We start from the raw sequence: 24,222 nt of genomic DNA on the forward strand, positions 1-24,222 counted from the left end.
CGACGGCCCGCCCCGCCGTCAGCCGTGCCGCCGCCCGCGCCCCGCCCGCTCCACCAGGAGCCAGCCCGCCAGGGCCAGGGCGACGGCCGCCGGGGCCGTGACGGGGACGGCGATCAGGGTGGCCGAGTGGCCCGTCAGCAGCCCGGCGAAGCCCGTCAGCGAGAGGCCGAGGACGCCCAGCAGGGCGAGGGTGATGCCGACGGCCGCGACCGGGCCGCCCTCACCGGTCGCCGGGACGGCCGGAACCGGGGCCTCGAAGCGGCGGAAGGCGGCGACCAGCAGGGCCGTGAGGACGGCCGCGGCCGCGAACCGCAGCGGGACCTGCGCCCACCACGCGCCCGTCGCCGGGGCCGGCAGCTCCCGCCCGAGGCCGAGCATCGCCCCGTACACCCCGAGCATGGCCGTCAGGTGCCAGAGGAAGGCCGTCATCGCGATCCCGTTGGCGGCGACCACCGCCCGCCACACCGAGGCGCGGGCGACGAGCCGCGCCCCCGGGCCCCTCAGCAGCTCGACCGCGCCGACCAGCCACAGGCCGTGACAGAGCAGGGCGAGGGTCGGCGGAGCCATGTTGGAGACCTTCTCGCCGGGCATCCCCACCATCGACAGCGGGTACGGCCCGAGGGCGACGAGCGCGGTCGCGCCGAGCAGACCCGCGCCGGCGAGCAGCGCGGGGCGGCGGATCATGCCGTCGGCGCGCAGGAAGCCGAGCTGGTGCACCGCGAGCCACACGAACGCGAAGTTCAGGAACTCGACGAACGGGACGTGCGCCGCGAACCGCAGCACGTCCACCGCGACCGCGCCGCCCGCGAGCACCGCGAACGCGCCCCACCCCCACCGCTCGTGCAGCCGCAGCAGCGGCGGGGTGAACGCGACCATCGCCAGGTAGATCCCGATGAACCAGAGCGGCTGGGTGACCAGCCGCAGCGCGACCCCGGTGAGGCCGCCGTCGGCCCCCGACAGCTGGAGGACGAGCGCGGCGGCGCCCCAGACCCCGACGAAGACCATCGTCGGCCGCAGCAGCCGCTGGAGCCGGGCCCGCAGGAAGGCCGCGTACTGCGGGCGGGAGCGGTGGGCGAGGGCGTGCGAGAAGCCGCCGACGAAGAAGAACACCGGCATCACCTGGAACAGCCAGGTCACCACCTGGAGCTCCGGCACGACGGCGAGGAGGTTCCCGACCTGCCCGTCGGCGGTGACGGCGGCCATCAGCCAGTGCCCGAGCACCACGACACCGAGCGAGGCGACCCGGAGCAGGTCGACGTAACGGTCCCGGCTCGCCGGCGTCGCGGCGGCGAGGTCACGCGCGCTCGGGCGGCTTCTGCTGCTTTCCATGCCGGTACGGTCCCGCGGGGGAGCCGGTGGCCGACAGGGCGCGGATACTCAACCGGCGGGTGAGTACCCGTCACGGCGCTGCTCGCGCCACTCGCGCGCGGCTACCGCGGCGCCGCGGTAGCCGGCGATCATCAGGAAGACGAGGCCCGCGGCGGCGAACCAGTACCAGAACCCGTCGAGCGGCGGATCCTCGGAGCGGAGGTCCGTCACGCCGTACGCGGCGAAGAACACGAACTGGGCGCCGTTGCCCAGCATCCTCCGCAAGGGGCGGGACTCCGGCCTCCGCAGGTGCTTGATGTGCTTGATCATGCGATACCCCGGGCCCTGCCGGGCCGACGGGCCCGGGACGGCAGATGAAGAGGGCCGGAAGGTGTCAGGCCGGCAGGACGACCGCGCCCCGCGCCGGGGACGTCGCCGTGCGCGCGGTGCGACAGGTTCCGGAGGCGGTCAGGGCGGCGGCGACCGTCTCCGCGGCCTCCGCGTCCTTCACCAGGAACGCCGTCGTCGGACCCGAGCCGGAGACCAGGGCCGCGAGTGCCCCCGCGTCCGTGCCCGCCGCCAGGGCCGCGGCCAGCGAGGGGCGCAGGGAGAGCGCCGCCGGCTGGAGGTCGTTGGCGAGGGCGGCCGCGAGGGCGGCCGTGTCGCCGGTGCGCAGGGCGTCCAGGAGGACCGGGGAGGCCGCCGGTTCGGGGACCTCGACGCCCTCGGTGAGCCGGTCGAACTCGCCGAACACCACCGGGGTCGAGAGCCCGCCGTCGGCGACCGCGAACACCCAGTGGAAGTCGCCGCCGACCGGCAGCGCGGTGAGCTTCTCGCCGCGCCCGGTGCCGAGTGCCGCCCCGCCGACCAGGCTGAAGGGCACGTCGCTGCCGAGCTCGGCGCAGATCTCCAGGAGTTCCTCGCGGGAGGAGTCCAGGCCCCACAGCGCGTCGCAGGCGAGCAGGGCGCCCGCGCCGTCCGCGCTGCCGCCGGCCATGCCGCCGGCGACCGGGATGTCCTTGGCGATGTGCAGGTGCACGTCCGGGGAGATGCCGTGCCGGGCGGCGAGCAGCTCGGCGGCCCGGGCGGCCAGGTTGCTGCGGTCGAGCGGCACCTTGTCGGCGTCCGGGCCCTCGCAGGTGACGGTCAGCCCGGCGGCGGGGGTCGCGGTGACCTCGTCGTACAGGGACACGGCGAGGAAGACGTTGGCCAGGTCGTGGAAGCCGTCGGGGCGGGCGGCGCCCACCGCGAGCTGGACGTTGACCTTGGCGGGGACGCGGACGGTGACGCTTCCCGCGGCGGTCACGCCTTCGCCTCCGCGATCCGGGCGAACTCCTCCACCGTCAGCGCCTCGCCGCGCGCCTGCGGCGAGATCCCGGCCTTCACCAGGGCCTCCTCCGCCGCCGCGGGCGAGCCCGCCCAGGTCGCGAGGGCCGCGCGCAGGGTCTTGCGGCGCTGCGCGAAGGCCGCGTCGACGACGGCGAAGACCTCCTTGCGGGTGGCGGTGGTCGCCAGGGGTTCGCTGCGGCGGACCAGGGCGACGAGCCCGGAGTCGACGTTCGGCGCGGGCCAGAAGACGTTGCGGCCGATGGAACCGGCGCGCTTGACCTCCGCGTACCAGTTCGCCTTCACCGACGGCACGCCGTACACCTTGTTGCCCGGCTTGGCGGCCAGCCGGTCGGCGACCTCCGCCTGGACCATGACGAGGGTCCGCTCGATGCTCGGGAACCGCTCCAGCATGTGGAGCAGGACGGGCACGGCGACGTTGTACGGCAGGTTCGCGACGAGCGCGGTCGGCGCCGGTCCCGGCAGCTCCTGGACCTGCATCGCGTCGGAGTGCACGAGCGCGAAGCGGTCGGCGCGCGCGGGCATGCGGGCGGCGATCGTGGCGGGCAGCGCGGCGGCGAGCACGTCGTCGATCTCGACGGCCGTCACCCGGTCCGCGGCCTCCAGGAGGGCGAGGGTGAGGGAGCCGAGTCCGGGCCCCACCTCCACGACCACGTCGTCGGGCCGCACCTCGGCCGTGCGGACGATCCGCCGGACGGTGTTGGCGTCGATGACGAAGTTCTGGCCCTTCTGCTTCGTGGGGCGTACGCCGAGGGCGGCGGCCAGCTCACGGATGTCGGCGGGGCCGAGGAGGGCGTCGGGGCTTTCGGGGCCGGTGGTGGTGCTCACCGGTACAGCCTACGGGGCGCCCGTGGGGCAGCCCTACGACTCACCCCGCCTCACGCCGTCTCACCTCGTCTCACCCCGTCTCACCCCGTCTCACCCGTGCAGCCGCCTGCCGCAGTGGGGCCACGGGCTCGCCCCCCGCTGCACGTAGAGCTTCTTCGCCCGGAACGTCTGCTCGGCGGCGGGCGCGTTCTGCGCGGTGCCGCTGCCGCCGAGGGACCGCCAGGTGCCGGGGTCGAACTGGTAGAGCCCGCCGTACGTCCCCGAGGGGTCGACGGCGTCCGGACGCCCGCCGGACTCGCAGGCGGCGAGCGCGCCCCAGTCGAGGCCGTCGGCTCCGGTGACGGAGGTCGGCAGCGCCCTGGTGCCGACCCGCACCAGACGGCTGACGGGTTCGCGGACGATCTCCTCGCCGATCCGGCGGGGCCTCTGCCGGACGCCGTTGACGGTCCGCAGGCTGTACGTGACGCGGCGCACGCCGGCGGAGCCCTGCCGTTCGACGACCTCGGTACCGGCGAACAGCTCGGGGTCGCGGGTCCGCTCCACGGCGTACGGCACGGCCTCCTCGCGCGTCTGCTTCGAGCCGGTGATCCGCAGCACCGTGACCGTCTGGCCGTCGCGCGGGAAGGAGCCGGGGGCGACGGAGGTGGCGTCCTGCGCGGAGAGGGTGATCCCCGCCTCGGCGAGCGCCTCCCGGACGGTGGCGGCGTTCGTGCGGACGGTCCGCTCGCGTCCGTCGGCGAGGAAGGTGACCGCCCGCTCGGTCCGCACGTCGAGGGAGAGGCCCTGGCGTGAGATGGCGGCGCCCCGGGAGACGGAGAGGTACGCGCCCTCCGCGCGGACCCCGAGCTGGCGCAGCGCCCCCTCGACGGTCCGTGCGGTCGTCCACACCTGACGGCGCTGCCCGTCCACGGTGAGGGCGACCGGGCGACCGTAGCGGACGACGATCTCGTCGCCGCTGGCCAGCGCCTCGGCGGGGGCCGGGGCGACGATGTCATGGGCGCCGACGGCCAGGCCCTCGTCGGCGAGGAGCTCGTCGACGTCGTCGGCGAAGGTGTGCAGGGTGCGCGGGACGCCGTCGACGGAGAGCCGGACGGCCTTGTCGTCGGCGACGAAGGCACTGGTGCCGCCGGCGAGGAAGGCGACGACGAGGGCCTGCGGGACGAGCCGGCGCAGGCTCTCCCCGGCGGGCCCGGACGCCTTGCGGCGCCTGGCGGCACGCCGGGAGCCGGCACGGGAGCCCTGTCCGGGGACGGCGGCGTACCCCTGTCCGGGGGCGGGGCCGTCGCCCCCGTCGGCGCCGGAGCCGTACCCACGGCCGGGGGCTGGGCCGTAGCCCCGCTCGCCGCCGGCTCCGGGGGTCGTGCCGGTCCCGGCGGTGGGGACGACGAGCGGCGCCGCCTGGGTCGGCTGCTCGTGGACGGGGAGGGTCGCGCCCCGCCGCCCCGCTCGGTGACTGCCCTGGGAAGTGCTCACGAGGCCGGGACCCTAGCCCCGGGCCGCGTCACCCAGCGGAGCGACGCGACCACTACACGTAATCGTTATGGATCAGTAGTCGAAGGCGCGGGCCGTGTTCACCGCGATCGCCTCGGCCATCTCGTTATCCCCGATCCCGCGCACCTCCGCCATCGCCCGGAGGGTGACCGGGATCAGATAGGGGGCGTTCGGGCGGCCGCGGTAGGGCGCCGGCGTGAGGAAGGGGGCGTCGGTCTCGACGAGGACGAGCTCCAGCGGGGCGACGGCGAGCGCGTCCCTGAGGTGCTGGGCGTTCTTGAAGGTGACGTTGCCGGCGAAGGACATGTAGTAGCCCTTCGCGGCGCAGATCTCGGCCATGGCGGCGTCGCCGGAGTAGCAGTGGAAGACGGTCCGCTCGGGGGCGCCCTCCTCGTCCAGGACGCGCAGCACGTCGGCGTGGGCCTCGCGGTCGTGGATGACGAGCGCCTTGCCGTGCCGCTTGGCGATCTCGATGTGCGCGCGGAAGGAACGCTCCTGCGCGGCGATGCCCTCGGGGCCCGTACGGAAGAAGTCGAGGCCGGTCTCGCCGACGCCGCGGACGTACGGAAGGGCGGCGAGCCGGTCGATCTCGGTGAGCGCGTCGTCCAGGGCGGCGTCCCCGCCGCCCTCGCGGGCTCCCTGCCGGGACCAGCCGTCGGGGTCGCCGAGGACGATCCGGGGCGCTTCGTTGGGGTGCAGGGCCACGGCCGCGTGCACGTGCTCGTGGGCGGCGGCGGTCTCCGCGGCCCACCGGGAGCCCTTCACGTCGCAGCCGACCTGCACGACCGTGGTCACCCCGACGGCGGCGGCCTTGACCAGGGCCTCCTCGACGGTCCCGGACTGGAGGTCCAGGTGGGTGTGCGAGTCCGCGACCTCCACGAGGAGGGGTTCGGGCAGCGGCGGCGGGGCGTCCTTGGCACTCATGACCCCGATCGTACGAGGGTCATGAGTGCCCGTGCGCGCGGTTACCCGTAGGGCCGGGGCCGGCGCCGGGAGCCGGTCACTGGTGGCGCCTGAAGGGGTGCAGCAGGTCGGAAAGGTGCCAGTGGTGCGGCACCGGCGGCTCGTCGGTCCCCTCCGTCAGGTCCTGCCCGATGGGGCCGGCCATTCCGATCGGCTTGGTCTCCTTGGATCCGCGCCGGTGCTTCTCCGTCGCGGCGATCAGGTCGAGCACGGACGACACCTGCCCCGCGCGCATGATCCGGACGACGTGGCCGCCGCAGTTCATGCAGGTGGGACTGGACAGCGGGGACGGAACCCGCTCCCCGTCGGCCTTGTAGACGACGAAATTGTGGCCGGCGGCGTCGACGTGGTGCTCAATGTCGTACGCCTGCTCCCAGCCGTATCCACAGCGCATGCAGGCAAAGGCGTACGCCTCATGGGCGACGGATATGCCGGTGCCGGTGATCTCGGACATTCCAGCTCCTCTCCACTGATCCAGTGGACGCCTTTTCGGGCCGGAGCGCATCAGCGCGGGGCGAACCATGGAAGGTATTTGGGACTTCCCTTGCCAAGGGCCCTTCCAGGGGTCCCCGCGCCGGGTCCGCCTTTGCCTTTCAGGTTAGTCCTTTACCGTTTCCGGGGACCGGTCCAGCCGCATTCTTTGCCGCCACCACCGCATCGAAGACCTCCCGCTTGGGAAGCCCCGCGTCGGCGGCGACCGCGGCGATCGCCTCCTTGCGCCGCTCCCCCGCCTCCTCGCGCACCCGCACCCTGCGCACCAGCTCCTCCGCGGAGAGCTCGGCGGGTCCGGTCTCGGGGGCGCCCTCGACGACGACGGTGATCTCGCCCCGCACGCCCTCGGCCGCCCAGGCCGCGAGCTCGGCCAGCGGGCCGCGCTTGACCTCCTCGTACGTCTTGGTCAGCTCGCGGCAGACGGCGGCCCGGCGCTCGGCGCCGAAGACCTCGGCCATCGCGGCGAGCGTGTCGTCGAGCCGGTGCGGGGCCTCGAAGTAGACGAGGGTGCGGCGCTCGTCGGCGACCTCACGCAGCCGCCCGAGACGCTCGCCCGCCTTCCGCGGCAGGAAGCCCTCGAAGCAGAAGCGGTCCACGGGCAGCCCGGAGAGGGCGAGCGCGGTGAGGACGGCGGACGGGCCGGGGACGGCCGTCACCTTGATGTCCTGCTCGACGGCGGCGGCGACGAGCCGGTAGCCGGGGTCCGAGACGGACGGCATGCCCGCGTCGGTCACGAGGAGCACCCGGGCGCCGCCCACCAGGGCCTCGACGAGTTCCGGCGTACGGGCCGACTCGTTGCCCTCGAAGTAGGAGACGACCCTGCCCGTGGTGTGGATGCCGAGGGCCCGGGTCAGTCCGCGCAGCCTCCGGGTGTCCTCGGCGGCCACGATGTCCGCGTTCTCCAGTTCGGTGGCGAGTCGGGGCGGAGCGTCCGCGATGTCACCGATGGGGGTCCCTGCGAGTACCAGCGTTCCTGTCACACGGCCCATCCTCCCAGCCCGGAGAGGCGACGTGCACAGGCGCGTTCCCTACGATGGCGCGGTGACCAGTACCGCACCCGAGGCCCTGGAGGGCCAGCACCCCATGGCAGAGCCCGTGGCAGAGCCCTCTTCGTGGCAAAAGCGGCTGCGGCGTTTCGGCTATGTGCCGCCCGCCGGCAGCTCCGCCCGCATCGGGCTGCGACAGCGGCTCGTCCCCTCGTACACCCGGCCGTCCGAGCGCCTCATGTCGCTCCTCGGCCTGGGCCCCGACCGGGCCGAGCGGCTCTGGCGGCTGATGGCCTGGGGCGGTCCGCTCCTGGTCACGGCGGTCGCGGGGCTGCTGAGGTTCTGGAACCTGGGCAAGCCGCACGCGGTGATATTCGACGAGACGTACTACGCCAAGGACTCGTGGGCCCTGATCAACCAGGGGTACGAGGGGGCCTGGCCGAAGGACATCGACAAGACGATCCTGAACGACCCCGGCGCGGTGCTGATCCCCACCGACCCCGGGTATGTCGTCCACCCCCCGATGGGCAAGTGGATGATCGGCCTCGGCGAGAAGATGTTCGGCTTCGAGCCGTTCGGCTGGCGCTTCATGGTGGCGCTGCTCGGCACGCTGTCGGTCCTGATGCTGTGCCGGATCGGCCGGCGGCTCTTCCGCTCGACGTTCCTGGGCTGCCTGGCGGGCCTGCTGCTCGCCGTCGACGGTCTGCACTTCGTGATGAGCCGCACCGCGCTCCTCGACCAGGTGCTGATGTTCTTCGTACTCGCCTCCTTCGGCTGCCTGGTCCTCGACCGCGACCGGACCCGGAAGCGGCTCGCGGGCGCGCTCCCCGAGGACGAGGAGGGGGTGCTGCGGCCCGACGCGGAGATCGCGGAGACCCTGCGCCTGGGGTGGCGGCCGTGGCGGATCGCGGCCGGCGTGATGCTGGGCCTCGCGGCGGCGACCAAGTGGAACGGTCTGTACGTCATGGTGGGCTTCGGCCTGATGACGGTCCTGTGGGACGTCGGCGGGCGCCGTACGGCCGGCGCCGTCCGCCCGTACCTCGCGGTGATCAAGAAGGACCTGGTCCCGGCGTTCGTGTCGGTGGTGCCGGTGGCCATCGCCACCTACCTGGTGACCTGGACCGGCTGGATCGTCAGCGACAAGGGCTACTTCCGGCACTGGGCCGCCGACCAGGACAAGCTGGACGGCGGCGGGACCTGGGGCTGGCTGCCGCAGTGGCTGCGCAGCCTCTGGCACTACGAGTCCGAGGTCTACTCCTTCCACGTGGGCCTGACCTCGCCGCACACGTACGAGTCGAACCCCTGGTCCTGGATCGTCCTCGGCCGCCCCGTCTCGTACTTCTACGAGTCCCCCGCCCCCGGCACCGGCGGCTGCCCGGCGTCCGCGAAGGGGAAGTGCGCCGCGGAGGTCCTGGCCCTCGGCACCCCGCTGCTCTGGTGGGCCGCGTGCCTCGCGATCCTCTACATCCTCTGGCGCTGGGCCTTCCGCCGCGACTGGCGCGCGGGCGCCATCGCGTGCGGGATCGCCGCCGGCTGGGTCCCGTGGTTCCTCTACCAGGAACGCACGATCTTCCTCTTCTACGCGGTGGTATTCGTTCCGTTCCTGTGTCTGGCCGTGGCGATGATGCTGGGCGCGATCATCGGCCCGGCGGGTTCATCGGAAAGACGCCGCACATTCGGCGCGGTGGCGGCGGGCTGCATCGTCCTGCTCATCGTCTGGAATTTCATCTATTTCTGGCCCATCTACACCGGCACTCCCATTCCGCTGGACCAGTGGCGCAATCGGATGTGGCTCGACACCTGGGTGTAGCGGGGGAATTGCGACGAGAGGGCGCGACCGACGGTCGCGCCCTCTCGGTTGTTGTCGGTGGCTGCCGGCGACCACGAGGGCGCCCCCTCCCTCGGTTTCGCGGGATTCGTACAACCATCCGTACGACTCAGGGGTCATGTAGGGCGAGTGCGCCGCAGGCGCGTTCGTTTCGTCTCCAGGGGGACCCGCATGACTCACCACATATCGCTGCGTGCCCGCGCGCTTCCGGCCGTGGCCCTCGCCGGGCTGCTCGTGCCCGTCGCCGCGGGCGCGGCACCCGCTTCCGCCGCCACCGCGCCGCAGGTCAGCTGCACGTCCGGCAAGGCCGGGCTCGCCGCCAAGCTTCAGAGGGACATCACCGCCGCCCTCGCCACGCGCGGCGGTACCGTCGCCGTCGGCCTGCGCGACCGCACCACGAACACCACCTGCACTCTGCGCGCGACGACCGCGTACGACTCGGCCAGCGTCGTGAAGGTGACCGTCCTCGCCACGCTCCTCTGGGACGCCAAGAAGACCAACCGGTATCTGACCTCACGCGAGTCCGGCCTCGCCACGGCCATGATCACCAAGTCCGACAACGCGGCCACCACCTCCCTGTGGAACCAGCTCGGCGTCACCAAGGTGAAGGGCTTCCTGGCGGCCGCCGGCATGACGCGGACGGTGCCGGGGTCCGGCGGCTACTGGGGGCTCACCCGGATCAACGTCACCGACGAGCAGCGGCTGCTCTCGCTGATCACCGCCAAGAACACCGTCCTGACCGACGGCTCCCGCACCTACATCCTCAAGCTCATGGGGCAGGTCGTCACCTCGCAGAAGTGGGGGACGCCCGCCGGCGCGCCCTCCTCGGTGTCCGTGCACGTCAAGAACGGCTGGCTGCAGCGCGCCACCCGCGGCTGGCGCGTGCACAGCATCGGCGCGTTCAAGGGCGGCGGCCACGACTACACCGTCACCGTGCTCACCGACGGCAACAGCACGATGAACTACGGCGTGGCCACGATCCAGGCCGTGTCCAAGGTGATCCACCGGGATCTGATCCCGACCGCGTACGCCGCGTCCCGCTACATGCCGACCGTCACTCCCAAGGAGGCGTTCGTCGCGGTGCCCATGCGCTGAGGACTGCCGGCGGACGTCCGACAGCGATCTCCGGCCGCCCCGCCCTCCGGCAGGCCCCAAGTGTGACGGAGAAGACGGAAGTTGCTCGACACACTCAAGTGACGGCTGCTTGACTCGAGGGTCCACACGGGGAGGGAATCGCAGTCATGCGCAGTGGAGCCAAGGTCGCGATAGTCGGGGGTGTGTTCGCCGTCGTGGCGGGCGGGGTCGGGTACGGGGGCTACAACCTCTGGAACGGCGTCACGGGCGGTGAGACGTCCGTCGGGACCAAGGCCGGCGACGCGCCCAGAACCGGGCCCGTCACGGGCGAGGAAGTCACGTCCACCGCGCGGGACTTCCTGGCGGCCTGGGCCGCCGGGGAGCCGGAGAAGGCCGGGCAGCTGACGAATGACCCGGTCTCGGCAGGTCCGGCCGTGGCGGCCTACCGCGACGGCGCGCGCGTCACGGAGGCCGTGATCACGCCGGGGACGCCGGTCGGGGCGACCGTGCCGTTCACGGTCAAGGCCACGATCACGTACGAGGACGTGTCGAAGCCCTGGTCGTACAGCTCCCGGCTGACCGTGGTCCGGGGGCAGACCACCGGCCGGGCGCTCGTGAAGTGGGCGCCGTCCGTGCTCCACCCGAAGCTCCTCACCGCCGACGCCACGGTGCGTACGGGCGTCGCGAAGACGGCCCCCGTGAAGGCCGTCGACCGGAACGGCGGCGAGCTGACGGCCGCGAAGTACCCCTCCCTGAGGCCCATTCTGGACACCCTGCGCGAGCGGTACGGGGCGAAGGCGGGCGGAGAGACCGGCGTCGAGACGTGGATCGACTCGGGCAACGCGTCCGTGCCCGACTCCACCCTCCTCGTCCTGTCGACGGGCCGGCCCGGGACGCTGAGGACCACGATCGACGCGGACGTCCAGGCGGCGGCGGAGAAGGCGGTCAAGGAGTACGAAAGCGCCTCGGTGGCCGCGATCGAGCCGTCGACGGGCGCGATCCGGGCAGTCGCCAACAACCCGGCCACGGACTACAACATCGCGTTCCAGGGGGCTCAGGCCCCCGGCTCGACGATGAAGATCGTCACGGCCGCGATGATGATGCAGAACGGTCTGGCGACGCCCGAGACCAAGGTCGAGTGTCCTTCCACCGTCCTGTCGAGGAGCGCCACCTTCCAGAACCTCAAGAAGTTCAGCATCAGCGACGGCACTCTCACCGAGGCCTTCCGCCGGTCCTGCAACACCGCCTTCATCAAGGCGATCAGCACCCTCAGCGACAAGGGAATCGCCGACACCGCCCTCGGCGACACCGCCCGCGACTCCTTCGGCATCGGCCAGACCTGGCAGGTGGGCGTCCCGGCGGCGGACGGCAGCGTCCCCGAGTCGGCCGGCAGCGAGACACCCGCCTCGTACATCGGCCAGGGCAAGATCACGATGAGTGCCCTGAACGTCGCCTCGCTCTCCGCGACCGTGAAGAACGGCGGTTTCCTCCAGCCGTACCTGGTGGCGCGGGACCTCGACGACCGCGAGTTCGCCAAGGCCGAACCGCTCTCCCGCTCCGTCGCCTCGGGGCTGCGGACGATGATGAACGCGGCGGCGACGGCGCCGGACGGCACCGCGGTCCGCGCGATGTCCGGACTCGCCTCCCCGAAGGGCGCGAAGACCGGCTCCGCCGAGGTCGACGCGCAGGCCACCTCCAACAGCTGGTTCACCGGCTACTCCGGCGACCTCGCCGCGGCCGCGGTGGTCCAGGAGGGCGGCCACGGCGGCGACGCCGCGGGACCGGTGGTGGCGAAGGTGCTGCGGGCCGGCTGACCCACCCCTCGGAACCCGGTCGCGTGGCCAGTACAGCTACCGCTAGCGTGCGGGCCATGACCGCTGACGACATCACCTCCCTCGCCCACCCCCGGTTCGCCGCCGCGCTCGACGCGTCGGGGCTCGACGTCGAGATCCGCCGCTTCCCGGACGAGACCCGCACCGCGCAGCAGGCCGCCGAGGCCATCGGCTGCGCGGTGTCGGAGATCGTGAAGTCGCTGATCTTCGCGGCCGACGGCGTGCCGGTCCTGGTCCTGATGGACGGCGCCTCCCGGGTGGACGTCGAGCGGGTACGGGAGGAGCTGGGCGCCGAGAAGGTGACCCGGGCGGACGCGAAGGTGGTCCGGGAGACCACCGGGTACGCGATCGGGGGCGTCCCGCCGTTCGGGCACCTCACCCGGACGCGGGTCCTCGCCGACCGGGGCCTCCTCGACCACGCGGTCGTGTGGGCGGCGGCGGGCACGCCGCACACGGTCTTCGCCCTCGACCCGAAGACCCTGGTCGCCCACGCCGGCGGCACCCTGGTGGACGTCCGCGAGCCCTCGGCGTGACCCCGGTCGTCACCCTCGCCGTCCTCGTCGCCGCCGTCACCCACGCGAGCTGGAACGCGATCGCGCACCACATCAAGGACCAGCTCGTCTCGTTCACCCTGATCTCGGGCGGCGGCCTCCTGATCTCCGTGGTCGCCGCCTGCTTCGCGCCCCTGCCGGCGGCGGGGGCGTGGCCGTACCTGGTGGTCTCGGCGCTGCTGCACATCGGCTACATGGCCCTGCTCATGCGCTCGTTCACGCTCGGCGACTTCGGCCAGATGTATCCGATCGCCCGCGGTACGGCCCCGCTGATCGTGACGGCCCTCGCGGCGGTCTTCGTCGACGAGATCCCGGGCGGCTGGCAGCTGCTCGGGGTCGCGGTGGCGTGCGCGGGCCTGTCGGGGCTGGCCGTGTGGGGCATCCGGGGCCGGGGCGGCCGGCCGCCGTGGCCGGCGCTGCTCGCGGCGGGGGCGACGGGCCTCTCGATCGCCCTGTACACGGTGGTGGACGGCGTCGGGGTGCGGGCCTCGGGCTCCCCGCTGGGCTACATCGCGTGGCTGATGATCCTGCAGGGCCTGGCGATCCCGGCGTACGCCCTCTGGACCCGCCGCGCCGCGCTCCTCCCCCAGCTCCGCCCGCACGCGGCCCGGGGCCTGCTGGGCGCCGCCCTCTCGGTCAGTGCCTACGCCCTGGTCCTCTGGGCCCAGACGAAGGCCCCCCTGGCCCCGATCGCCGCCCTCCGCGAGTCCTCGATCATCGTGGGCGCGGCGATAGGAGCCCTCTTCTTCAAGGAGCGCTTCGGCGGCCCGAGGGTCGCGGCGGCGGGCCTGATGGTGGTGGGCATCGGGCTGATGCTGCACGCGGGCTGAGGCGGCCGGTCGCCCGCGCGGGGGCGGGCACCACGCGCGGGCCCGACACCCCCTCAGTCCCCCAGTACCTCCGCGAAGTGGGTGTTCACGGCGAGCAGGCCGCCGTCCACGCGGAGGACCGTGCCGGTGATCCAGGAGGCGTCCGGGGAGGCCAGGAAGGCCACCGCCGCCGCCACGTCCTCCGGGGTGCCCACGCGGGACAGGGGGTAGACGCGGTCGGCCAGGGCCGCCAGTTGGGGGGCCTTGCCCTCCCAGGCCGTCGTGGCGATCGTGCCGGGGTTGATCTGGTTCACCCGGACGCCGCGCGGCGCCGCGTCGCCCGCCAGGGTGCGGGTGAGGGACGCGAGGCCGGCCTTCGCCGCGCTGTAGGCGTGATTGCCGAAGTCCGCCTCGGCGTTGACCGAGCCGATGGTCACGATCGCCCCGCGTCCACCGGCCTCGGCCAGGTGCGGGAGCGCCGCCCGGGAGCAGCGGACGGCGCCCATGAAGGTGATGTCGTGCTGGCTGCTCCAGATCTCGTCCGGCTCGTCCTCGAAGCGGTCCCGGTCGGGGGCCACGGGGCCGAAGGCGTTGTTGACCAGGACGTCCAGGCGGCCGAAGGTCCGCACGGCGTAGGCCGTCGCCTCGTCCACCGACGTCTGGTCGCCCACGTCGCAGTACCGGTACTCCGCGCCCGGTATCTCCGCCGCCGTCCTGCGCGCCTCCGCCTCGTCGACGTCCGTGACCAGGACGCGCGCCCCTTCCGCCGCGAGGCGTCGCGCCGTGGCCGCGCCGATGCCGCGCGCCGCGCCCGTGATCAGTACCGCGTATCCGCCGAAGCGTTCCCTCAGGTCCATGGGATCGATCTCAGCATCCGGGCCCCTCCCCGCGCCAGCCGTCCGTGACATCCCGTTCATCAATCGCCGTCTCCTCCTTGTGCGAAGAAATCGCGGCCACGGCAATTCGGCCAGGACCGGAAGACTTTGACACACCCCTGGCGCGAATAACACGATCGTCTTCGCCGACGACCACGCATTTCATCAGGGGGAAACCACGTCTTCGTACCAGTCCGGCGTAGAGGAAATAGCCGAGTCCCTTTCCTCCCGGAGCTTCGAGCTGATCTCCGGCGACAAGGTGAAGCAGCTTCTCGTCCAGCGGTCCGCGACCGCCCTCGACGATCTGGAGCCCTTCCGCGAGAGCTGGACCCGGATGCCGCTGGACAGCTACATGGCGGACGGCGGCCGCTACCGCCGGCGCCGGCACGCCACGCTGAGCGCGCCCCGGGCGAGCGCCGACTACGTCGTCGAGGAGCACCGGCCGCACTACCAGGGGCTCGACTACAACACGCTCAACGGCGGTGTGGCCCGGTGGCGATGATCGGCCGCTCGAACGCCACCGGCGGCGAGAGCACCGTCTTCAACCTGGACAGGCAGCCGGTCGAGAAGTTCTCCCTGACCGACCCGCTCGACCTGGCTCTCGTCAACGACGAGCGCGTCTACCACGGCGTCTCGCCGATCGAGCAGATCGATCCCGCCACCCCGGCCTCGCGCGACGTGCTGGTCATCACCTACCGTCACAAGCCCTGATGTCAGACGCGGTTGCGAGGGGGCGGCGGCGTCCGCGGAGGCACGCCCCCTCGCAGCCGCTCACCCTTTGAGCGATAAGACGGGAAGAACGGGTACATGGGTCAGCTCATCGCCGTGGCGGTCATCACCATTCTGGCTGTCATCAGCCCCGGCGCGGATTTCGCGATGACCGTCCGCAACAGCTATCTGTACGGCAGGACGGCCGGCGTTCTCGCTGCGGTCGGAATTGCCCTGGGCGTGCTCGTCCACGTCACTTATACGATGCTGGGCGTGGGACTTCTGGTGTCCCGGACCCCGATGCTTTTCACGGCGATGAAACTGATCGGCGCCGCTTATCTGGTGTACATCGGGTACAAGACGTTCGTCACCAAGGCGCAGGTGGACATCGACCTCTCCGACGACGGCGGGCTCTCGAAGGCCGGCGCGCTGCGCACCGGCTTCCTGACGAACGCGCTCAACCCGAAGACGATGCTGTTCGTGCTGAGCACGTACACGCAGGTCGTCAGCGCCGACACCCCTGTCTTCCAGCAGGTCGGCTACGGGCTCTTCATGTCGTTCGCCCACCTGGCCTGGTTCGCGCTGGCCGCGGTCCTCTTCTCCAACCAGAGCCTGCGGTCCCGCCTGTTGAAGCGGCAGACGGTGCTCAACAAGGTCATCGGCACCGTGCTCGTCGGCCTGGGGATGGTGCTCGCGCTGACGCCCTCCATGGCGTGACGGCGGGTCCTCAGTCGGTGGAGACCCGCTCCACGCGCGGCTCGGCGATCGCCCGGTAGTCCTCCGCCGACAGGGCGATCGAGCGGTCCAGCCGCGCCGCGTTGAAGTAGAACTCGGTGTGCGTCAACAGGTCGGGGTCGACGAGCAGTTCGAGCCGCTCGTCGAAGGCGAAGGGCAGGATCGTGCCGCTCGGCGAACCCGCGAGGTCCTCCGCGATCTCCGGGGAGGCGAACGAGACGTACGTGCCGCCGTACAGCGCCTTCACCGCGCCCAGGTCGATCCGCCGGTCACCGGGGACGACGACGAGGGCGAAGCGCTTCTCCTTCTTGCCGATCTTCACCATGGCGATGATGCACTTGGCCGCCTCGGAGAGGGTGTGGCCCCGCAGCGCGCTGACCGCCTCGGTGCCGCCCTCGGGGGCGTGCTCGATCACCCGGTACGCGGCCCCGCGCTCGTCCAGCAGGGCGAGCAGCTTCTCGTAGGTGGCGTTGTCGTTCATGGCGTTCCTCCGTGTTGCCGGGTTTTTCAACTGATTTCGTACGAGGGCGCGTTGACCCTACGCCCGTTGTCCAGCTGCCTGAGCAGCACGACACCCGCGCCGTCGAGTTCGTACAGCACCCGTACACCCGCCCTGCGACGGCGCACCACTCCCGCGGCCACCAGGGAGGTGAGGTGTTCGGAGACGGTGCTCGGGGCGAGTCCGAGCGTCGCCGCGAGGTCCGATGTGGTGGTCGGCGCGAGGAGAGCGCGGACGACGCCGGCCCGGCTGCGGCCGAGCAGGATCTCCAGCCGGTCGCCGCGCGCGGATTCGTCGGCCCGGCCGCCTGCCCGCCCACCGGTCCGTCCGCCGGCCGGTCCTCCCGACGGTGTCTCGGCGGCGAGTACGGCGGCCCCCTCCGCCTGGTACGACACGGCCGTCACACCGTTCGGGGCGCAGGCGAGGAGGGACGCCCCCGGCCGAACACCAGGGGTACGAGCACGATGCGGGACACTCCGGTCACCGCCGCGACCCTGCCCGCCGCGGCACCGCCGGGCGCGAACCCTCCGGAGGCCCCGACGTTCAGCCGCAGGACGTCGCCGCGCCGCGAGAGCCGCCCGCTCAGGGTGCCGAGGAGCCGGTCCGGGCCCTGAGTGGCGAGGACGCGGGCCCGGAGGAGGATGTCGTCCTCCGTGACGGCCCGCAGGGACACCTCGTACGGGTCCAGGGCGGCCTGCCGGTAGCGGGGGAGGAAGGCGGCGAGTTCGGCGATCCGCGCCGCCGGATCCACGTACAGCGGGCGCACCTCGACGGGGACGCCCCGCGGGAACCACTGCTCCAGCTCCTCGCGCACCCGGGCCGGGGACACGGCACGGAGCAACGCGATCTCCTCCGCGAGGTCGGCCCGCCGGGCCGAGGACGGGACGGGGAGGAGGAACGGCGGGAGGGTTCCGCCGCCGGCCCGGTGGAGGTGGACGAGCCACCCCGGGATAACGATGTCGGCCCGCATCAGCGCACGCCGCGCGGCCCGGCCCCAGTTGGTGTACGGCCAGGGAGCGAGCCCCCGGTGCGAGGACAGCAGTCCGATGCTGCCGAAGGTCTCCCAGAGTCTGCTGTCGGCGATCCGAATGGTCCCGCGTTCGGAAGTCGTCAACGGAATCTCGATCACATGCGCCCCCGTGCGCCTGGTCCACCGGACGGTGGAGCGGCCACACGCTAACTCCCTGATGATCATGGTCCGGTGCGTCGGCGGCTCAGAATGTCAGGTCGGGGGCGGTGCGGCCCGCTCAGTGGCCCGGGTCCGTCACCGACCGCACCGCCCTCACCAGCGACTGTGCGCGCGGATCCGCCGTGACCGTCTTGCGCATGCCGTTCGTCACGTAGCCGAAGGCGATCCCGGAGTCGGGGTCCGCGAAGCCGAGCGAGCCGCCGCGGCCGGGATGCCCGAAGGACGACGGGCCGAACAGCGGCGAGGCCGGGCCGTGCAGCATGTGGCCGAGGCCGAAGCGGGTGCCGACGAGCAGCACCCGGTCCGCGCCCGCCGACTCCTCGGTCCGCGCCAGCGTGAGGCTCTCGGGGGTGAGGAGGCGCCCGGCGCCGTCCACGGGGCCGAGGGTGGCCGCGTAGAAGTGGGCGAGGGCGCGGGCGGTCGCCACACCGGCCGAGCCGGGCAGCTCGGCGGCCCGGTACACCGGGTCGTTCTCGTCGGGCTTGGGGTCGATCACCCCGAAGGCACGGCGGGTGAGGGAGGCCGGGTCTTGGTACGCCTCGGTGACGGAGCGCTTGGGACGGAGCTTGAGGGCGCCGCTGCCGGGCGGTTCGATCTCCTCGACGGGGCCGAGGCGGCCGACGCGGTGGGCCTCCGCGTCCGGAAGTCCGATCCACAGGTCGAGGCCGAGGGGGCCGGTGATCTCCTCGGCGACCCACCGGCCGATGGTGCGGCCGGTGACCCGGTGGACCAGGCCGGAGAGCAGCCAGCTGAAGGTGTGGGCGTGGTAGCCGTGGGCGGTGCCGGGCTCCCAGACGGGGGCCTGGGCGGCCACGGCGCGGGTCGAGTTCTCCAGGTCGACGGCCTCGGCGAGGGTGAGCGGCCGGTCGAGGACGGGGACGCCGGCCCGGTGCGCGAGCAGCTGCCGTACGGTCACGCGGTCCTTGCCGGCGGCCTTGAACTCGGTCCAGTACGCGGCCACCGGGGCGTCCAGGTCGAGCAGACCGCGCTGGTGGAGCAGCAGGGGGACGACGGCGGCGACGCCCTTGGTGGCCGAGCGGACGACCTGGGCGGTGTCCTCGGCCCACGGCACGTCGCCCTCGACGTCCCTGGCGCCCGCCCACAGGTCGACGACGGGCACGCCGTCGTGGTGGACGGCGACGGCCGCGCCCCGCTCGCCGCGCTGTTCGAAGTTGCGCAGGAACGCGTCCCTGACCGGCTCCCAGCCCGCCGCCACCGTGCCCTGGACGTCCACGTCCCCACTCCTCACTCGCCGATCCGACCCCCCATGGTGCAACGCGGGCGGCAAGGGCCGGATTCCGGGGGTGTCAGACGACGGAACCCGGTACGAAGCCGAACGGCAGCTCCAGGCGGTGCCGGGCCATCAGCTCCTCGTCGGCGAGGATCTCGCCGGTCCGCCCGTCGGCGGCGATGACGCCCTCGCTGAGGATCACCGCGCGCGGGCAGAGCTCCAGGGCGTACGGCAGGTCGTGGGTGACCATGAGGACGGTGACGTCGAGCGCCCGGAGGATGTCGGCGAGCTCGCGGCGCGAGGCCGGGTCCAGGTTGGAGGAGGGCTCGTCGAGGACGAGGATCTCCGGCTCCATGGCGAGGACGGTCGCGACGGCGACCCTGCGGCGCTGTCCGAAGGAGAGGTGGTGCGGAGGCCGGTCCGCGTACTCCGCCATCCCGACGCGGTCGAGGGCCGTGCGGACGACGGCCTCCAGCTCGGCGCCCCGGAGGCCCGCCGCCGCCGGGCCGAAGGCGACGTCCTCGCGGACGGTCGGCATGAACAGCTGGTCGTCGGGGTCCTGGAAGACGATGCCGACCTTGCGCCTGATCTCGGCGAGGTGCTTCTTGCCGACGGGGAGCCCGGCGACGGTGACACCGCCCGCGCCGCCGGTGAGGATGCCGTTGAGGTGGAGGACCAGGGTGGTCTTGCCGGCGCCGTTGGGGCCGAGCAGGGCGACCCGCTCGCCGCGCCCGACGGTCAGGTCGACGCCGAAGAGGGCCTGGTGGCCGTCGGGGTACGCGTACGCGAGGCCGGTCACTTCGAGCGAGGGGGCGGTCATAGGGTCCATCCCAGGAGGCAGATCAGGAGTGCGGTGAGCGGGAGCGCGGCGGCGTACGTCCACTGGGCGCGGGTCGCGGTCGCCTCGTCGATGACCGGCATGGTGCCCGTGTAGCCCCGGCTGACCATCGCGAGATGGACCCGTTCCCCGCGCTCGTACGAGCGGATGAAGAGCGCGCCCGCCGACTTGGCGAGGACGCCCCAGTGGCGGACGCCCCGCGCCTCGAAGCCGCGCGAGCGGCGGGCGACGGACATCCGGCGCATCTCGTCGGTGATGACATCGCCGTACCGGATCATGAACGAGGCGATCTGGACGAGCAGCGGGGGCAGCTTGAGCCGCTGGAGCCCGAGGAGCAGGGCGCGCAGTTCGGTGGTGGAGGCGAGGAGGACGGAGGCGGCGACGCCGAGGGTGCCCTTGGCGAGGACGTTCCAGGCGCCCCACAGTCCGGGGACGCTCAGCGACACCCCGAGAACGGTGGTCCGCTCGCCGGGGACCACGAAGGGCATGAGCACCGCGAACGCGACGAACGGCACCTCGATGAGGAGCCGCTTGAGCAGGAAGCCGGCCGGGACCCGGGCCTTCGCCGCGACGACCGCGAGGAGCGCGGCGTAGGCGGCGAAGGCCCAGACGGCCTCGCGGGGGGTCGAGACGACCACCACGACGAAGCCGAGGACCGCGGCGAGCTTGGTGTGCGGGGGCAGCTCGTGGACCGGCGAGTGCGCGTGCCGGTAGAGCTTGTGGGCGTGCCCCGCTCCCATGTCAGGCCGTCGCTTCGGCGTGGGTACGGCGTCGGCGGACGACCCAGAAGGCGCCGGTGCCGACGGCGAGGGTGGCACCCACGCCGATCACGCCGGCCAGGCCGCCGGAGAGCCGGGGGGCCTCGACGCCCTTGACGCCGTAGTCGGCGAGGGGGGAGCCGGCGGCGGCGTGGTCCTCGGCCTTGGCGTCGATGCCCTTGTCGGCGGCGACCTTCTCCAGGCCGTCGGGGCTGGCGGAGGCGTAGAAGGAGACGAAGCCGGCGAGGACGAGGGCGGTGACGAGACCACCGATCCACACCTTCCTCGGGGAGCGGGAGCGGGAGCCGGCCGCGGGCCCGGGAGCGGCGGCCGGTGCCGCGTCGACCAGCTCGCCGCCGACGCGGAGCTTGAGGGGGGCGGTCAGTCCGCGGGCGCCGTGGACCAGGTCGGGGCGGACGGCGACGACCGCGCCGACGGTCAGCATGGTGATGACGGCCTCGCCGATGCCGATGAGGGTGTGTACGCCGACCATGGCCGTGAGGACCTTGGCGACCGGTACGTGGGTGGTGCCGCCGAGCGCGTAGAGGGCGGTGAACGCGGTGGCGGCGGCCGGTACGGAGACGAGCGCGGCGACGAAGGAGGCCGCGGTCACCGAGGCGCGGGTGCGCGGCAGCAGCAGGACGAGGCCGCGGAAGAGCGCGTAGGCGACGACGACGGTGACGACACCCATGACGCTGATGTTCACGCCGAGGGCGGTGAGGCCGCCGTCGGCGAAGAGGATGCCCTGCATGAGCAGGACGACGGCGATGCACAGGACGCCGGTCCAGGGGCCGACGAGGATCGCCGCGAGCGCGCCGCCGAGGAGGTGTCCGCTGGTCCCGGCGGCGACCGGGAAGTTCAGCATCTGCACGGCGAAGATGAAGGCCGCGACGAGGCCGGCGAGGGGGGCCGTCCGCTCGTCCAGCTCCCGCCGTGCCCCGCGCAGGCTCACGGCGACGGCGCCGGCGGCGACGACACCGGCGGCGACCGATACAGGGGCGTTGATGAATCCGTCAGGTACATGCACGTCCCGAATGATGAGCGCTCTTGCGAAGGACTTGCAAGAGCGCACGCATCACAGAACAGCGGCGCCCGGGGGCGCGTGACCCCGCCCACACTCGTATCCGCCCAGGCATGACCTGGGCCCCACTGGGAAATAGTGGGACATTAGGTATAGCGAGGACTGAAGGAAACGGCTGTGAGGAGCACTTCCATGCGCGCCCTGGATGACCGTGAAGTCGAGGACCACGCCAAAGGACGGATCATCAGCGACGCCCCGCTCTCCCGCCCCGTCCCCGTCGACCTCCGCTACGACCCGGAGTTCTCTCCCGCGACCGTCCGCTTCGTCTTCCCCGGCGACGTCGAATGGTCCTTCCCCCGCGGCCTCCTGGAGACCGGACTGCGCGCCCCGACGCGCCGCGGCGACATAGGCGTCTGGCCCTGCGGCCGGGTCCAGACGGTCGTCGAGCTCCACCGGGACGACGGGGTCACCGTCGTCCAGTTCGACACCACCGCCCTGACCCGCTTCCTGAACCACACGTACGCCGCCGGCACGTCGATGTCGACACGCTGACGGCGTACACACGGACCGACCCTCAGGGCCTCGAAGCCCTGGGACTCCGAGGCCCTGAGGCTCCGAGGATCAGACCTTCACGAGGTCCGGCTTCGAGCCCGGGGCCTCGTCCGTGGCCCGGGCGAGACCCTCGCCCTCCACATCCACGTTCGGCAGGATCCGGTCCAGCCACTTCGGCAGCCACCAGGCCTTGTGCCCGAGGAGCGCCAGCACGGCCGGGACGATCGCCATACGGACCACGAAGGCGTCGAAGAGGACCGCGACGGCCAGGCCGAAGCCGATCATCTTGATCATCTGGTCCGTCATCCCGATGAAGCCGGAGAAGACCGCGATCATGATCACCGCGGCGGCGGTGACGACCCGGGCGCTGTGCCGGAAGCCGGTCACGATCGCCTCCCCGGGACGCTCCCCGTGGACGTACGCCTCACGCATCCGGGTGACGAGGAAGACCTCGTAGTCCATCGCGAGACCGAAGACGACACCCACCATGAAGATCGGCATCATCGACATGATCGGGCCGGTCTGCTCGACCCCGAAGAGGCTTCCGAGCCAGCCCCACTGGAAGACCGCGACGACCGCGCCGAGGGCCGCGACCACCGAGAGCAGGAAGCCGAGGGCCGCCTTCAGCGGGACGAGGACCGAGCGGAAGACCAGGGTCAGGAGCAGGAAGGCCAGGCCGACGACGAGGGCCAGGTACGGCACCAGGGCGTCGTTCATCTTCTGCGAGAAGTCGATGTTCATCGCGGTGGCGCCGGTGACGAGCACGTCGTCGCCGGTGGCGTCCCGGATGTCGTGGACGAGGCTCTCGGTGGCCTCCGAGGACGGGCGGTCCTTCGGGACCACCGTGATCATCGCGGCGTCGCCGGCCTTGTTCGGGGTCGCCGGGGTGACGGCGGCCCAGCCTTCGAGGCCCTTGATGGTGGAGACGGTCCTGTCGGCGGTCGCCTTGTCGCCGTCCACGACGACGAGGAGCGGGCCGTTGAAGCCGGGGCCGAAGCCGTCCGAGAGCGTGTCGTACGCCCGGCGCTCGGTGGTGGAGGTCGGCTTCACGCCGTCGTCCGGGAGGCCCATCTCCAGGGAGGCGGCGGGCAGCGCGATCGCGCCGAGGCCGAGGACGCCGATCAGCAGCACCATGACGGGGCGGCGGATGACGAAGCGGGCCCAGCGGGTGCCGCCGTTCGGCTTGTCGGCCTTCTTGTCGGCCTTCTTGTCGCCCGTCGAGGCGGCGGCGCCGGCCTTCGCGGCCTTGCGCTGCTTGCGGCCGACGACCTTGTCGCCGGCGAAGCCGAGCAGTGCCGGGATCAGGGTGAGCGCGATCAGCACGGCGATCACGACCGTGCCGGCGGCGGCGAAGCCCATCTTCGTCAGCATCGGGATGTTGACGACGGCGAGGCCGACCAGGGCGATGACGACGGTGAGTCCGGCGAAGACGACGGCGGAGCCCGCGGTGCCGACCGCGCGGCCGGCGGCGTCCTCCTTCTCGCGGCCCTCGGCCAGCTCCGCGCGGTAGCGGGAGACGATGAAGAGGGCGTAGTCGATGCCGACCGCGAGGCCGATCATCATCGCGAGGGTGGAGGTGGTGGAGCCGAGGTCGAGGACGTTCGCGAGCGCCGCGATCGACGAGACTCCGATGCCGACGCCGATGATCGCCGTGAGCAGCGGAAGTCCGGCGGCGACGAGGGAGCCGAAGGTCAGGACGAGGACGATGCCGGCGATGACGACACCGACGATCTCGCCCGCGCCGGTCTCCGGCATGGTCTGGAGGGCGTCACCGCCGACCTCGACGGTCAGCCCCTTGCCCTGCGCGTTGTGCCCGGCCTGGGTGAGCGCCTCGCGCGTCTCGTCGGTCAGCTCCATCGAGTTGACCTTGTAGGCGACGGAGACGTAGGCGGTGGAGCCGTTCTGGGAGACGGCCTTCGCGGTGTACGGGTCGGTGACCGAGACGATCTGGTCCGAGCCGGACTTCAGTGCGGAGACGGTCTCCTCGACGACGGCCTTGTGCGCCGGGTCGGTCATCTTCTGGCCCTCGGGGGCCTTGAAGACGACGCGGGCGGTGGCGCCGTCGGCGCCGGCGCCCGGGAAGCGCTCTTCGAGCAGGTCGAAGGCGCGCTGGGCCTCGGTTCCGGGAATCGAGAAGGAGCCGGAGGTCGGTGCGGGCGCGGTGGCGGCGCCGATCCCGGCGACCGCCAGGAGGGCCACCCAGAGGAGGGCGACGAGCCGTCGGCGCCGGAAGGCGGAACGGCCCAGCTTGTACAGGAACGTGGCCACGGGGGCGTACTCCCATTTCGTGGTGGGTCAGGGCATGGG

The 24,222-nt window shown here is 72.6% G+C and carries 26 protein-coding genes; 9 read left to right on the plus strand and 17 right to left on the minus strand.

The window, feature by feature from the left end:
• Positions 1 to 18: 18 nt before the first annotated feature.
• The 8 genes from ACH4MY_RS20290 to rsmI all read right to left on the minus strand — a co-directional run bounded on the left by ACH4MY_RS20290 (position 19) and on the right by rsmI (position 7,418).
• Positions 19 to 1,329 carry an acyltransferase gene (locus tag ACH4MY_RS20290; RefSeq protein ID WP_398004899.1) on the minus strand — a complete coding sequence of 437 codons (1,311 nt, stop codon included), beginning with the start codon at positions 1,327 to 1,329 and terminating at the stop codon, positions 19 to 21.
• Between the two features lie 48 nt (positions 1,330 to 1,377).
• Complete coding sequence (locus tag ACH4MY_RS20295; RefSeq protein WP_398004901.1) at positions 1,378 to 1,638, minus strand: hypothetical protein; 261 nt, start codon at positions 1,636 to 1,638, stop codon at positions 1,378 to 1,380.
• A 64-nt stretch (positions 1,639 to 1,702) separates the two neighbouring features.
• The gene (locus tag ACH4MY_RS20300; protein ID WP_398004903.1) at positions 1,703 to 2,614 is read right to left on the minus strand and encodes a 4-(cytidine 5'-diphospho)-2-C-methyl-D-erythritol kinase; all 912 of its coding nucleotides are present in this window, start codon (positions 2,612 to 2,614) and stop codon (positions 1,703 to 1,705) included.
• The gene (gene rsmA / locus ACH4MY_RS20305) at positions 2,611 to 3,483 is read right to left on the minus strand and encodes a 16S rRNA (adenine(1518)-N(6)/adenine(1519)-N(6))-dimethyltransferase RsmA (RefSeq protein WP_398004905.1); all 873 of its coding nucleotides are present in this window, start codon (positions 3,481 to 3,483) and stop codon (positions 2,611 to 2,613) included. Before rsmA ends, ACH4MY_RS20300 begins: the two co-directional genes overlap by 4 nt.
• 90 nt (positions 3,484 to 3,573) lie before the next feature.
• The gene (locus tag ACH4MY_RS20310) at positions 3,574 to 4,956 is read right to left on the minus strand and encodes a ubiquitin-like domain-containing protein (RefSeq protein WP_398004907.1); all 1,383 of its coding nucleotides are present in this window, start codon (positions 4,954 to 4,956) and stop codon (positions 3,574 to 3,576) included.
• 72 nt (positions 4,957 to 5,028) lie between these two features.
• Entirely contained in the window at positions 5,029 to 5,898 is an 870-nt protein-coding gene (locus tag ACH4MY_RS20315) for a TatD family hydrolase (protein ID WP_398004909.1), read from the minus strand.
• Between the two features lie 76 nt (positions 5,899 to 5,974).
• Complete coding sequence (locus ACH4MY_RS20320) at positions 5,975 to 6,391, minus strand: hypothetical protein (RefSeq protein WP_398004911.1); 417 nt, start codon at positions 6,389 to 6,391, stop codon at positions 5,975 to 5,977.
• 139 nt (positions 6,392 to 6,530) lie between these two features.
• Positions 6,531 to 7,418 (minus strand): 16S rRNA (cytidine(1402)-2'-O)-methyltransferase, encoded by an 888-nt coding sequence (gene rsmI / locus ACH4MY_RS20325; RefSeq protein ID WP_398004913.1) that lies wholly within the window; start codon positions 7,416 to 7,418, stop codon positions 6,531 to 6,533.
• A 52-nt stretch (positions 7,419 to 7,470) separates the two neighbouring features.
• Here rsmI and ACH4MY_RS20330 point away from each other — a divergent pair, with 52 nt between their 5' ends.
• The 5 genes from ACH4MY_RS20330 to ACH4MY_RS20350 all read left to right on the plus strand — a co-directional run bounded on the left by ACH4MY_RS20330 (position 7,471) and on the right by ACH4MY_RS20350 (position 13,530).
• Positions 7,471 to 9,225 (plus strand): dolichyl-phosphate-mannose--protein mannosyltransferase, encoded by a 1,755-nt coding sequence (locus tag ACH4MY_RS20330; protein WP_398004915.1) that lies wholly within the window; start codon positions 7,471 to 7,473, stop codon positions 9,223 to 9,225.
• 189 nt (positions 9,226 to 9,414) lie between these two features.
• Positions 9,415 to 10,338, plus strand: coding sequence for a serine hydrolase (locus tag ACH4MY_RS20335; protein ID WP_398004917.1), 924 nt, complete (start codon positions 9,415 to 9,417; stop codon positions 10,336 to 10,338).
• 146 nt (positions 10,339 to 10,484) lie between these two features.
• Positions 10,485 to 12,131, plus strand: a complete 1,647-nt coding sequence (locus ACH4MY_RS20340) for a penicillin-binding transpeptidase domain-containing protein (protein WP_398004919.1) — start codon at positions 10,485 to 10,487, stop codon at positions 12,129 to 12,131.
• Between the two features lie 56 nt (positions 12,132 to 12,187).
• On the plus strand, positions 12,188 to 12,682 hold the full coding sequence (locus ACH4MY_RS20345; RefSeq protein ID WP_398004921.1) for a YbaK/EbsC family protein: 495 nt from the start codon (positions 12,188 to 12,190) through the stop codon (positions 12,680 to 12,682).
• Positions 12,679 to 13,530 (plus strand): EamA family transporter, encoded by an 852-nt coding sequence (locus tag ACH4MY_RS20350; RefSeq protein WP_398004923.1) that lies wholly within the window; start codon positions 12,679 to 12,681, stop codon positions 13,528 to 13,530. The genes ACH4MY_RS20345 and ACH4MY_RS20350 overlap by 4 nt, the downstream gene beginning before the upstream one ends.
• Positions 13,531 to 13,583: 53 nt before the next feature.
• Here the strand turns inward: ACH4MY_RS20350 and ACH4MY_RS20355 are convergent, their stop codons facing one another.
• A complete protein-coding gene (locus tag ACH4MY_RS20355) occupies positions 13,584 to 14,366 on the minus strand; it encodes an SDR family NAD(P)-dependent oxidoreductase (RefSeq protein ID WP_398004925.1) in 783 nt (260 codons plus the stop codon).
• A 277-nt stretch (positions 14,367 to 14,643) separates the two neighbouring features.
• Between ACH4MY_RS20355 and ACH4MY_RS20360 the strand changes: the two genes are divergently transcribed.
• The 3 genes from ACH4MY_RS20360 to ACH4MY_RS20370 all read left to right on the plus strand — a co-directional run bounded on the left by ACH4MY_RS20360 (position 14,644) and on the right by ACH4MY_RS20370 (position 15,809).
• Positions 14,644 to 14,886 carry a 2OG-Fe dioxygenase family protein gene (locus ACH4MY_RS20360; RefSeq protein ID WP_398004927.1) on the plus strand — a complete coding sequence of 81 codons (243 nt, stop codon included), beginning with the start codon at positions 14,644 to 14,646 and terminating at the stop codon, positions 14,884 to 14,886.
• Positions 14,883 to 15,095, plus strand: coding sequence for a 2OG-Fe dioxygenase family protein (locus tag ACH4MY_RS20365; RefSeq protein WP_398005303.1), 213 nt, complete (start codon positions 14,883 to 14,885; stop codon positions 15,093 to 15,095). Before ACH4MY_RS20360 ends, ACH4MY_RS20365 begins: the two co-directional genes overlap by 4 nt.
• Before the next feature lie 96 nt (positions 15,096 to 15,191).
• Positions 15,192 to 15,809: a LysE family translocator gene (locus ACH4MY_RS20370; protein WP_398004929.1), complete on the plus strand. Its 618-nt coding sequence runs from the start codon at positions 15,192 to 15,194 to the stop codon at positions 15,807 to 15,809.
• A 10-nt stretch (positions 15,810 to 15,819) separates the two neighbouring features.
• On the opposite strand, the gene ACH4MY_RS20375 is transcribed toward ACH4MY_RS20370, so the two are convergent.
• The 7 genes from ACH4MY_RS20375 to ACH4MY_RS20405 all read right to left on the minus strand — a co-directional run bounded on the left by ACH4MY_RS20375 (position 15,820) and on the right by ACH4MY_RS20405 (position 21,369).
• Positions 15,820 to 16,308, minus strand: coding sequence for a YbaK/EbsC family protein (locus tag ACH4MY_RS20375; protein ID WP_398004931.1), 489 nt, complete (start codon positions 16,306 to 16,308; stop codon positions 15,820 to 15,822).
• A 26-nt stretch (positions 16,309 to 16,334) separates the two neighbouring features.
• Positions 16,335 to 16,721: a helix-turn-helix domain-containing protein gene (locus tag ACH4MY_RS20380; RefSeq protein WP_398004933.1), complete on the minus strand. Its 387-nt coding sequence runs from the start codon at positions 16,719 to 16,721 to the stop codon at positions 16,335 to 16,337.
• 5 nt (positions 16,722 to 16,726) lie between these two features.
• Positions 16,727 to 17,440, minus strand: coding sequence for a hypothetical protein (locus tag ACH4MY_RS20385; RefSeq protein ID WP_398004935.1), 714 nt, complete (start codon positions 17,438 to 17,440; stop codon positions 16,727 to 16,729).
• Between the two features lie 133 nt (positions 17,441 to 17,573).
• The gene (locus tag ACH4MY_RS20390; protein ID WP_398004937.1) at positions 17,574 to 18,749 is read right to left on the minus strand and encodes a serine hydrolase domain-containing protein; all 1,176 of its coding nucleotides are present in this window, start codon (positions 18,747 to 18,749) and stop codon (positions 17,574 to 17,576) included.
• A gap of 73 nt (positions 18,750 to 18,822) precedes the next feature.
• Positions 18,823 to 19,566 (minus strand): energy-coupling factor ABC transporter ATP-binding protein, encoded by a 744-nt coding sequence (locus ACH4MY_RS20395; RefSeq protein WP_398004939.1) that lies wholly within the window; start codon positions 19,564 to 19,566, stop codon positions 18,823 to 18,825.
• Positions 19,563 to 20,324, minus strand: a complete 762-nt coding sequence (cbiQ, locus tag ACH4MY_RS20400; RefSeq protein ID WP_398004941.1) for a cobalt ECF transporter T component CbiQ — start codon at positions 20,322 to 20,324, stop codon at positions 19,563 to 19,565. The genes ACH4MY_RS20395 and cbiQ overlap by 4 nt, the downstream gene beginning before the upstream one ends.
• A gap of 1 nt (position 20,325) precedes the next feature.
• Positions 20,326 to 21,369: an energy-coupling factor ABC transporter permease gene (locus tag ACH4MY_RS20405; RefSeq protein WP_398004943.1), complete on the minus strand. Its 1,044-nt coding sequence runs from the start codon at positions 21,367 to 21,369 to the stop codon at positions 20,326 to 20,328.
• Between the two features lie 186 nt (positions 21,370 to 21,555).
• Here ACH4MY_RS20405 and ACH4MY_RS20410 point away from each other — a divergent pair, with 186 nt between their 5' ends.
• A complete protein-coding gene (locus ACH4MY_RS20410; RefSeq protein ID WP_398004945.1) occupies positions 21,556 to 21,915 on the plus strand; it encodes an SsgA family sporulation/cell division regulator in 360 nt (119 codons plus the stop codon).
• Between the two features lie 69 nt (positions 21,916 to 21,984).
• On the opposite strand, the gene ACH4MY_RS20415 is transcribed toward ACH4MY_RS20410, so the two are convergent.
• Entirely contained in the window at positions 21,985 to 24,183 is a 2,199-nt protein-coding gene (locus ACH4MY_RS20415) for an MMPL family transporter (protein WP_398004946.1), read from the minus strand.
• Positions 24,184 to 24,222: the final 39 nt, after the last annotated feature.

Source organism: Streptomyces sp. NPDC017246 (assembly GCF_044331325.1).
Classification (GTDB): domain Bacteria; phylum Actinomycetota; class Actinomycetes; order Streptomycetales; family Streptomycetaceae; genus Streptomyces.